This window comes from Amnibacterium sp., assembly GCF_051956055.1.
Taxonomy (GTDB): Bacteria; Actinomycetota; Actinomycetes; order Actinomycetales; family Microbacteriaceae; genus Amnibacterium.
In genome coordinates, this window is record NZ_JBQCGC010000051.1 from 18,132 (window position 1) to 27,377 (window position 9,246).

Annotated in this window: 7 protein-coding genes and 1 tRNA gene; 2 read left to right on the forward strand and 6 right to left on the reverse strand. The window is 69.6% G+C overall.

The window, feature by feature from the left end:
- Nucleotides 1–17: 17 nt before the first annotated feature.
- On the reverse strand, nucleotides 18–971 hold the full coding sequence (locus tag ACTHLI_RS07640) for a carbohydrate ABC transporter permease (RefSeq protein WP_440182563.1): 954 nt from the start codon (nucleotides 969–971) through the stop codon (nucleotides 18–20).
- A complete protein-coding gene (locus ACTHLI_RS07645; RefSeq protein ID WP_440182564.1) occupies nucleotides 968–2,377 on the reverse strand; it encodes an ABC transporter substrate-binding protein in 1,410 nt (469 codons plus the stop codon). Before ACTHLI_RS07645 ends, ACTHLI_RS07640 begins: the two co-directional genes overlap by 4 nt.
- 81 nt (nucleotides 2,378–2,458) lie before the next feature.
- On the opposite strand from ACTHLI_RS07645, the gene ACTHLI_RS07650 reads away from it, so the two are divergent.
- Entirely contained in the window at nucleotides 2,459–3,508 is a 1,050-nt protein-coding gene (locus tag ACTHLI_RS07650) for a LacI family DNA-binding transcriptional regulator (protein ID WP_440182565.1), read from the forward strand.
- A gap of 127 nt (nucleotides 3,509–3,635) precedes the next feature.
- Here the strand turns inward: ACTHLI_RS07650 and ACTHLI_RS07655 are convergent.
- A tRNA-Ser gene (locus ACTHLI_RS07655) sits at nucleotides 3,636–3,722 on the reverse strand.
- 198 nt (nucleotides 3,723–3,920) lie between these two features.
- Here ACTHLI_RS07655 and radA point away from each other — a divergent pair.
- A complete protein-coding gene (radA, locus tag ACTHLI_RS07660; protein ID WP_440182566.1) occupies nucleotides 3,921–5,255 on the forward strand; it encodes a DNA repair protein RadA in 1,335 nt (444 codons plus the stop codon).
- A 21-nt stretch (nucleotides 5,256–5,276) separates the two neighbouring features.
- On the opposite strand, the gene ACTHLI_RS07665 is transcribed toward radA, so the two are convergent.
- From ACTHLI_RS07665 to ACTHLI_RS07675, 3 genes are all read right to left on the reverse strand, one after another.
- Nucleotides 5,277–7,787, reverse strand: coding sequence for a glycoside hydrolase family 65 protein (locus ACTHLI_RS07665; RefSeq protein ID WP_440182567.1), 2,511 nt, complete (start codon nucleotides 7,785–7,787; stop codon nucleotides 5,277–5,279).
- A complete protein-coding gene (locus ACTHLI_RS07670) occupies nucleotides 7,784–8,530 on the reverse strand; it encodes an HAD family hydrolase (protein WP_440182568.1) in 747 nt (248 codons plus the stop codon). The genes ACTHLI_RS07665 and ACTHLI_RS07670 overlap by 4 nt, the downstream gene beginning before the upstream one ends.
- A gap of 69 nt (nucleotides 8,531–8,599) precedes the next feature.
- The gene (locus ACTHLI_RS07675) at nucleotides 8,600–9,142 is read right to left on the reverse strand and encodes an amino-acid N-acetyltransferase (protein WP_440182569.1); all 543 of its coding nucleotides are present in this window, start codon (nucleotides 9,140–9,142) and stop codon (nucleotides 8,600–8,602) included.
- Nucleotides 9,143–9,246: the final 104 nt, after the last annotated feature.

The window sequence follows — 9,246 nt, forward strand, 5'->3', positions numbered from 1 at the left end:
TCGGGCAACGGTGAGAGTCACTGGTAGAACACCAACTTCCGGGCGGCGAGGAACTGCAGCCCTGTGATCGCGAGGATGATGAGGAGCAGGACGATCGCGATCGCCGACCCGTACCCGAACTGCAGGTTCTGGAATGCGGTCTGGTACATCACGATGGTCGCCGTCGTCGTCGAGGAGCCCGGACCGCCCTTGGTCATGATGTAGGGCTGATCGAAGAGCTGCATCGAATTGATGAACGCGACGACGGCGGCGAAGAGGATCGTCGGGCTGATGAGCGGCAGCTTGATCCGCAGCAGGGTCCGGAGCGGCCCCGCCCCATCGATGGCCGCCGCCTCCAGCACGTCCTCCGGCACCGAGTTCAGCGCGGCGACGAACAGCACGAAGGTGAAGCCGGACTGCTGCCAGACCGTGATCAGCACGATCGTCGCCGTCGCGCCCCACGTCGACGTCAGCCACGGGACACCGGAGAGCCCGACCAGCTGGAGGTAGTAGTTGATCGCGCCGAACTTCGCGTCGAAGAGGTATCCCATGAAGATCGCCACCGACGCCGTGGAGGCCAGCAGCGGAAGGTAGAAGACCGTTCGGAAGAACGCCTTCGTGCCTGCGCGACGCCGATTGTTGACGAGCACCGCCAAGCCGAGCCCGACGAGGATCTGGAGGACGACGATGCTGACGCCGAGCAGCAGCGTGACCCCGAAGGACTGGACCACAGTGCTGTCGCCGGCCATCCGCTCGTAGTTCTGCAGGCCGATGAAGCGCGGTGGGGTCAGCACATCCCAGGAGAAGAAGGACAGGCCGATGGACACGACGATCGGGATCGCCGTGAAGAGCCCGACGAAGCCGACCGCGAGCGCGATCATCCCGTAGCCGAAGGACGCCTCACGGCGTGCCGTGCGGCGCGCGCCCCTGGAGGGCCCACGCCGCACGGTTCCGGCTGGATCGGTGATGACCGATTCCAGCGCGGCGGTCACGAGGCGGCGCTCTTCGCGGCGGCCTCGAGATCGGACTGCAGGCCGTCGAGCGCGGACTTGGCGTTCCCGGAGGCGATCGCCTGCGTGGTGCGGGTGTTCAACGCGGTCGCGAGGGCGTTGTAGTACGGCGGCGCAGGGATCGGGGCGGTGTCCGGGTGGTCCGTGAGGGTGTTGTAGAAGACCTCCCAGTTCTTCGGGCCGGTCTTCGAGTAGCGCTCGGCCGTCATCAGGGATTTCCGCGCGGGCGTCGTCACGTTGCCCGGGTTCAGCACGTCGAACGACGACGGCTTCGTGAGCATCTTCACGACCTCCCACGCGAGGTCCTTCTTCTGCGAGCTGTTGAAGATCGCGTACCCGCCGGTGCCGAACAGCATCCGCTGGCTCTTCCATTTCGGGAAGAACTGCACGTCGAAGGAGCCGTCCTTCATCCCGGCGTTCGCGAGTCCACCGGCCCAGAACCCACCGCCGATCGCCATGCCGATCCGGTTCGCAGCGAAGAGCCCCTGCAGCGTTCCGCCGCCGCCGACGTCGGGCGAAGGAGAGAGGGACGCCTTCTTGAGTTCGAACATGTACTCCAGCGCTTGGACCGTCGCCGACGAGTTGGCCGTGGGCTGGCCCCACTTCCAGCCTCCCCCACGTCCGGATGCTGCCGAGTCACCCGCGTAGGCGGCGTTCCAGAGCCAGTCCCCACCGGAGTACCTGCCCTCCTCGAGCAGGTTGCCGCCGTTGGCGTACATGAACGAGGTCCAGCTCCCCCAGAGCCGGACGACCCAGTCGAACGCGTTGACGTTCGGGATCTTCGCGATCTGCTCCGCGGCGTTGTGGAAGTCGTCGATGGTCCAGGTCGCGCTGGGCGCCGCGACGCCGGCCTTCTCGAAGAGGGCGGTGCTGTAGAACATGTTGCCCGCGTTGAAGTCGCTCGGCAGCTCGTACAGATGCCCCTGGTACATCATCGCCTCGACGAGGGCGGGGTGAACGTCCGAGAAGTAGCTCTTCAGCTCGCTCATGTCTCGCTTGACATAGCTGTCCAGGGGCACAGCCAGCCCCTTCGAGGCCATGAGCTGCACTCCCTCCGTGGCCACGCCCACGATGTCGGGAGCGGAGCCGCTCGCGATCTGGGTCAGCACCTTCGCGAAGAAGTCGTTCCAGTCGGTGCCGGTCACCCCCTGGATCTCGATCGAGGACTTCTTGTCGAGCTTCTGGATCTGCGGCAGCAGTCGCTGCTGCAGTGCGGTCGCGCTCTTCTGATCGCCGAAGTAGAGCATCTTCAGCGTGCCGGTCGCGCCGGAGCTCGACGAACCTGCGGCCGAGCAGCCCGCGAGCGCGGCCAGGGACAGGAGACCGAGGCCTCCCCCGCCGAGCTTGAGTGCCGTGCGCCGGTCGAGCGGTGCGTTCAGGGGGGTCATGCAGGGCTCCTCACTGAGCTAATACCTATTGGACGGCGCGAGAGTAGCAGCGGGGGCGGAACCATGCAATACGATTTAGGGGTGAGTCGGAAGAGCCCGTCGCCGGACGGTCAGAGCGGTCGCAGGGTCACGATGATGGACGTCGCCCGCGACGCGGGCGTCTCGCAGACGACGGTGTCGTTCGTGCTGAACGATCGCCAGGACGTCGTCGTCGCGGACGAGACTCGAGCGCGCGTGCTCGAATCAGCGGCGCAGCTCGGGTACCGCATGAACCGGACCGCTCAGGCGCTGCGGCTGAACAAGTCCTTCACCATCGGGGTCATCACCAACGGGATCGTCTCCCAGCCCTACGCGGGTCTGATCGTGCTGGGCATCCAGAAGGCGGTCCAGCCCAGCGGCTACATCACGATGGTCGCCGACACGACGGACGATCCCGACGGCGGTGACGACGTCGTGGCCGACCTCCTGGACCACGGCGTCGCCGGCATCATCTACGCGTCGCCCTCGCCGAAGCCGGTGCACCGCAGCAGATTGCTCGAGAGCACCCGCACCGTCTTCGTCAACTGCTGGCCCAAGGAGGACGGCGGCAACGCCGTCTCGATCCTCGCGGACGAATACGCGGGCGGCTTCGCCGCCGCCGCTCGGGTCTTCGAGCTGGGGCACCGTGACGTGGCGTTCCTCGGCGGCGAGCTCGGAGAGTACGCGTGGCGCGAACGCCACCGCGGGTTCCTCGACGCGGCCGACGGTGCGGGGCTCGACGCGCGGACGCTGCCGCAACTCAATGGGAACTACTCGATCGGAGCCGGATACGAGTCGACGATGCAGGTCTTCCGGCAGCATCGACCCACTGCGCTGGTGTGCGGCAACGACCGGATGGCCATCGGCGCGCTGCTCGCCGTCCACGACCTCGGCCTCGACTGCCCGTCGGACGTGAGCATCGTCGGCTTCGATGATCAACCGGACGTGGCATCGCAGGTCCGCCCAGCGCTCACGACGGTGGCCCTGCCACACCTCCTGATGGGGCACCGAGCAGGATCGCTGCTCATCGACGACCCGATCGATGCAGCGCGTCGACTCCTCGTCCCGTGCGAGCTCGTGAATCGGGACTCGCTCCGCTCACTTCGCTCCTAGGGGTTCGACGGTCGCGAGCGGAAGTCCAGTCGCGACCGCGGCGATCTCGGACGCCCCTGCGACCGGCCCACAGAGCAGAACCCCCGCGATCGGCATCAGGGTGCGGATCGCGGGGGTTCGTCACACGCGGTGGCGGTGGGATTTGAACCCACGGATGGCTTGCACCATCACATGTTTTCGAGACATGCTCCTTCGGCCGCTCGGACACGCCACCGCGGACGAGTGTACGGGACGGCCCGGCTCGAGGACGACTCCGGGGACGCGCCCTGCGGCGACCGCGTCTCACGGCGCTCCTCACCTGCGGGGGTGGTCGGCCTCCCGCGCGACGGCTCGGACACGGCGCGACAGCGGGCGGAGCCGTCGCGGTGCGGCGGATCCGGCCGGTGTCGGTACCCGCACATAGGTTCGAGACATGGCCACCGCCCGCTCCCGTCCGACCCCCGCGGGGTACCGCTGCGCCGAGTGCGGCTGGCGCACCGCCAAGTGGGTCGGCCGGTGCCCCGAGTGCCAGGGCTGGGGCACGGTGCAGGAGGCGGAGCCGGTCACCGCAGGACGCGTGCAGCCCGCGACGGTGGCGCCGGGTCGGGAGGCACGGCCGATCACCGAGGTGTCGCTGGACCCTGTCGCCCGCCGGCGGACCGGGGAGGCGGAGCTCGACCGCGTACTCGGGGGCGGGGTCGTGCCCGGGTCGGTGATCCTGCTGTCGGGCGAGCCGGGTGTCGGCAAGAGCACGCTGCTGCTCGCCGTGGCGTCGCACGTCGCCGCCATGGGCGCGCGCGTGCTCTACGTGAGCGCGGAGGAGTCGCTCGGGCAGGTGCGGATGCGCGCCGAGCGCACGGGCAGCCTGAGCCCGAACCTGCTCCTCTCCGCGGAGACCGACCTCGCGGTCGTGCTCGGGCAGATCGACCAGGTGCAGCCGCAGCTCGTGATCGTGGACTCGGTGCAAACCGTGTCCACCGCCGACGCGACCGGGATCGCCGGCGGCCCCGGTCAGGTCCGGGAGGTCGCCGCCTCACTCACCCGGGTGGCGAAGGAGCGGAACATCCCGCTCCTGCTCGTCGGGCACGTCACCAAGGACGGGCAGATCGCCGGGCCGCGCGTGCTCGAGCACCTCGTCGACGTGGTCTGCCACTTCGAGGGCGACCGGGGCACGGTCCTCCGCTTCGTCCGGGCGGTGAAGAACCGCTTCGGCCCGACCGACGAGGTCGGGTGCTTCGAGATGACGGGCGACGGGATCGTCGGCGTCTCGGACCCGAGCGGGCTGTTCCTGTCCCGGTCGATCGGCACGGAGCCCGGCACCTGCGTGACCATCGCGCTCGAGGGACGGCGAGCGATCCCGGGGGAGGTGCAGGCGCTGGTCGTGCCGAGCACCGCACCGAACCCGCGCCTGGTGGTCAACGGCGTCGACAGCGCCAGGGTGGCGATGCTGATGGCGGTCCTGTCCCGGCATGCGCACGTCGCGCCGAAGGAGGCGAGCGACGTCTACGTCTCGACGGTCGGCGGGGTGCGCCTGGCGGAGCCGGCGGTGGATCTCGCGATCGCGCTCGCGATCGCGTCCGCGATCACCCGACGGCCCGTCCCCGGCGAGATGGCCGTCTGCGGCGAGATCAGCCTGGCCGGCGAGATCCGCCCGGTGCAGCAGGCGGCGCGGCGCGAGACCGAGGCGAAGCGCCTCGGGTTCGGCACGCTCCTCGGCCCGGACCTGGCATGGCTCCGCGACGCGGTCCTGGAGGCGGTCACCTCCTGAACCGGGCCGGGGGCGACGGGATCAGTCGACGCCCTCCGGCTCCGTCGCGTCCCAGTCGGGCAGCGTCGGGATGCTGGCGGTCAGGAGCGAGCCGTCGTCACGACGGGTCTTCGACCACTGCTGCACGGTCGGTCGGCCCTCGAGCACCGGGCCCTGGTCGCGCAGCGGCACTCGCAGCACCGCTCCCTCGCGTGCCGTGAACTTCTCGCCACGCACGGAGAGCGGCACGTCGCCACCCGACTGCACGGCGACCGCGATCTCGTGCTGGGTCACCGTGACGAGCAGCCGGCTGCCCTGCCAGCGCATCCGGAACCGCAGCGACGGCCACTCGACGGGCAGGCGCGGGTCGAACGAGAGGTGGCCGCCCGCGTCGCGCATGCCGCCGAAGCCGTAGACGAGCGCGCTCCAGACCCCGCCGGCGGAGGCGACGTGCACGCCGTCGCTGGCGTTGTTGTGGAGGTCGTCGAGGTCCACGAACAGGGCGTGCTGGAAGTACTCCATCGCGAGGTCGCGGTACCCGATCTCGGCCGCGATGATCGACTGCACGACCGCCGAGAGCGTCGAGTCGCCCGTGGTCAGCGGGTCGTAGTAGTCGAAGTCGTTGCGCTTCATCTCGTCGGAGAACTCGTCCGAGAGCAGGAACAGCGCGAGCACGACGTCCGCCTGCTTCAGCACCTGGAACCGGTAGATGACGAGCGGGTGGTAGTGGAGGAGCAGCGGCAGCTTGTCGGCCGGGGTGTTCTCGAGGTCCCAGACCTCGCGGTCGAGGAAGTGTGCGTCCTGCGGGTGGATCGTGAACGCCTTCGAGTACGGGATCACCATCGCCTCGGCGGCGCGCTCCCACTCGCCGATCTCCGACTCGTCGAACCCGACGCGGTCGACCATCCGGGCGTACGCCTCCGGGAACTGGTCCGCGACGACCCGAACGCTCTCCGCGGCGTACCGGAGGTTGAACCGCGCCATCACGTTCGTGAACAGGTTGTCGTTCACGACCGTCGTGTACTCGTCCGGACCGGTCACGCCGTGGATGTGGAACGAGCTGCCCTCGGTGTGCCGCCAGAAGCCGAGCGTGGTCCAGAGCCTGGCGGTCTCGACGACCATGTCGATCGCCCCGCGCGCCAGGAAGTCCGCGTCGCCCGTCGCGCGCACGTACTTCGCGACCGCGTAGGTCACGTCGGCGTTGATGTGGTACTGAGCCGTGCCGGCGGCGTAGTACGCCGACGCCTCCTCGCCGCTGATGGTGCGCCACGGGAAGAGCGCGCCGCCTTCGTTGAGCTGGCGGGCGCGCTTCCGTGCCGCGGGCAGCATGCGTTCGCGCATCTTCAGCGCGTTCCGCGCGAACAGGGGGCTCGTGTACGTGAGGAACGGCATCACGTAGATCTCGGTGTCCCAGAAGTAGTGGCCGCTGTAGCCACTTCCCGTGAGCCCCTTCGCCGGCACACCGCTCGAGTCGGCGCGGGCCGCGGCCTGCGCGAGCATGAAGAGGTTCCAGCGCACCGCCTGCTGGATCTCCGGCTGCCCGTCGATCTCGACGTCGCTGCGCTCCCAGAACGCGTCGAGCCACTCGCGCTGCAGCTGCCGCTGCTCGTCCACTCCCGAGGAGCCGCCGGTCCCCGTGGAGGCGTCGAGCACACGGTCGAGCAGGCGCTGACCGCGGTCGATGAGCTCCCTCGGCGGGACGCTGCGCGAGCTGTGGTACGCGGCGACCTTGGTGAGCTTGACCGGCACACCGGCCTTCGCCCGCACCTGGTACACGTTCTTCGCGATGTCCGGAGCGATCGAGGGCCGCATCTGCACCTCGTTCTCCGTCTCCACGATGTGGTCGGTGACGACCGACAACGTCATGTGGGAGTGGGTGACCCGGAAGCTGAGCGCGCTGCGGTCGCCCTGCTGCCAGTACTCGACGGGCTGGAGGACCCGTTCGGCGAGGCGTTCCGCGCGCCGCGGGTCGAAGCCTCCGGCCCCCTCCGCAGGGATGGTGCGTCCGAACTCGTCCTCGCCGTCCTGCCGGTTCAGGCTCTGGCTGGACAGCACGACGGTGGCGTCGGCGTTCTCGACCGTCACCTCGAACGACATGATCGCCAGGTGCCGCTCCACGAACGACACCAGCCGGTCCGACTTCACGCGCACGCGCTTGCCGGAGGGGGTGAGCCAGAGCAGCTCGCGGCGGAGGAGCCCGTCGCGGAAGTCGAGCTCCCGCTCGAAGGTGAGCAGCTCGGCGACGTCGAGAACGAGCGGTTCGTCGTCGACGTAGAGCCGGATGATCTTCGAGTCCGGGACGTTGACGATCGTCTGCCCGACCTCGGCGAAGCCGTACGCCTGCTCGGCGTGCCGGATGGGCCACACCTCGTGGAAGCCGTTGATGAACGTGCCGTGCTCGTGGGCGTCGCGCCCCTCGGAGCTGTTGCCCCGCATGCCGAGGTAGCCGTTGGCGACGGTGAAGATCGTCTCGCTGAGGCCCATCCGGTCCTCGGAGTAGATGCGCTCGACGAGCTTCCACTCGTCGATGGGGAAGCGGTCGCGGTCGATCACTGCGGAGCGCCCTTCTGCTCGGCGAGCAGGTCGGCGAGATCGCCGACCACCAGATCGGCGCCCGCGTCGCGGAGCGCCTCCGACCCGACACCGCGGTCCACGCCGACCACGAGTCCGAACCTCCCCGCCGCGGCGGCCGCGACCCCGGAGACGGCGTCCTCGACGACGGCCGCACCTGCCGGGTCCACGTGCAGACGACGCGCTCCCTCGAGGAAGATGTCCGGTCTGGGCTTGCCGGGCAGCCCCTCCGCCTCCGCCACGACACCGTCGACGACGACCGGGAAGCGGTCGGCGAGGTGCGCGGCCGTCAGCACCGGGACCGCGTTCTTCGAGCTCGAGACCACGGCCACCGGGATGCCGAGCGCGGCGAGCCGGTCGATCACCGCGAGCGAGCCGGGATATGCGGCGATGCCCTCGGTCTCGAGGAGGGAGGAGAACACCGCGTTCTTGCGGTTGCCGATGCCGCAGACGGTGTCCGCGTCGTCCGGGTCGGACGGTTCACCCCACGGCACGTCGACGCCCCGGGAGAAGAGGAGCGCCGCGACCCCGTCGTAGCGGGGGCGACCGTCGAGGTACTGGAAGTAGTCCCGCTCGGAGTACGGGGCACGGACCCCGCGGGCGGCGAACAGCTCGGTGAACATCGTCGACCAGGCGCGCATGTGCACCTCGGCCGTCGGCGTGATGACGCCGTCCAGATCGAACAGCACCGCGGCCGCGTCGAAGAACTCGAGTGGTCGGCTCAACGCGCTCCCTGTTCCAGGCGCGTCCCATCGGCGTGCGTGCCGTCCGCGCTCCGGCCCGCGAGACACACACTAGACGTGCAGCGGTGCCTGACCGGCGGCGGGGAGCACCTTGAGCATGCGGGTGTTGCCGAGGGTGTTCGGCTTCACGCGAGCGAGGTCCAGGAACTCCGCGACGCCCTCGTCCCCGGACCGGGCGAGCTCGGCGACGACGTCGGGCCCGACCAGCCCCTCCCCCACCGGGGAGTAGCCGTGTCCGGTGAAGAAGTCGACCTCGAACGTAAGGCAGAAGAGCTTGTTCACGCCGAGCTCGACGGCGTCCTCCTCCAGGCGCTCGAGGAGGGCGTGCCCCACGCGGCGGCGGCGCCACAGCGGGTCCACCGCGAGCGTGCGCACCTCCGCGAGGTCGTCCCACATGACGTGCAACGCGCCGCACCCGATGGCCGCGCCGGTCGTGGCGTCCTCCGCGATGCGGAACTCCTGCACCGCGCCGTAGAAGACCGCCGCGTCCTTGCCGAGCAGGATCCGCTTGGCGACGAGCGGCGCGACGAGGGCCTGGATCGCGGGCACGTCCTTGACACGCGCCCGGCGGACGAAGAACGGAGCGTCGGGCACGTCCCCATCCTCCCATCCCCTCCCCCGTGGGGATTTTTTGTGGTTTTGTGCGGGCGCGCCCCGCCGCCAACCCCACCAAAAACAAACCCCCCCCGCAGCCACGC

Bases quoted from the DNA above. Each gene is read 5' to 3' on its own strand.
- ACTHLI_RS07645 (WP_440182564.1), bottom strand. From the start codon at position 2,377: ATGACCCCCCTGAACGCACCGCTCGACCGGCGCACGGCACTCAAGCTC.
- radA (WP_440182566.1), top strand. From the start codon at position 3,921: ATGGCCACCGCCCGCTCCCGTCCGACCCCCGCGGGGTACCGCTGCGCC.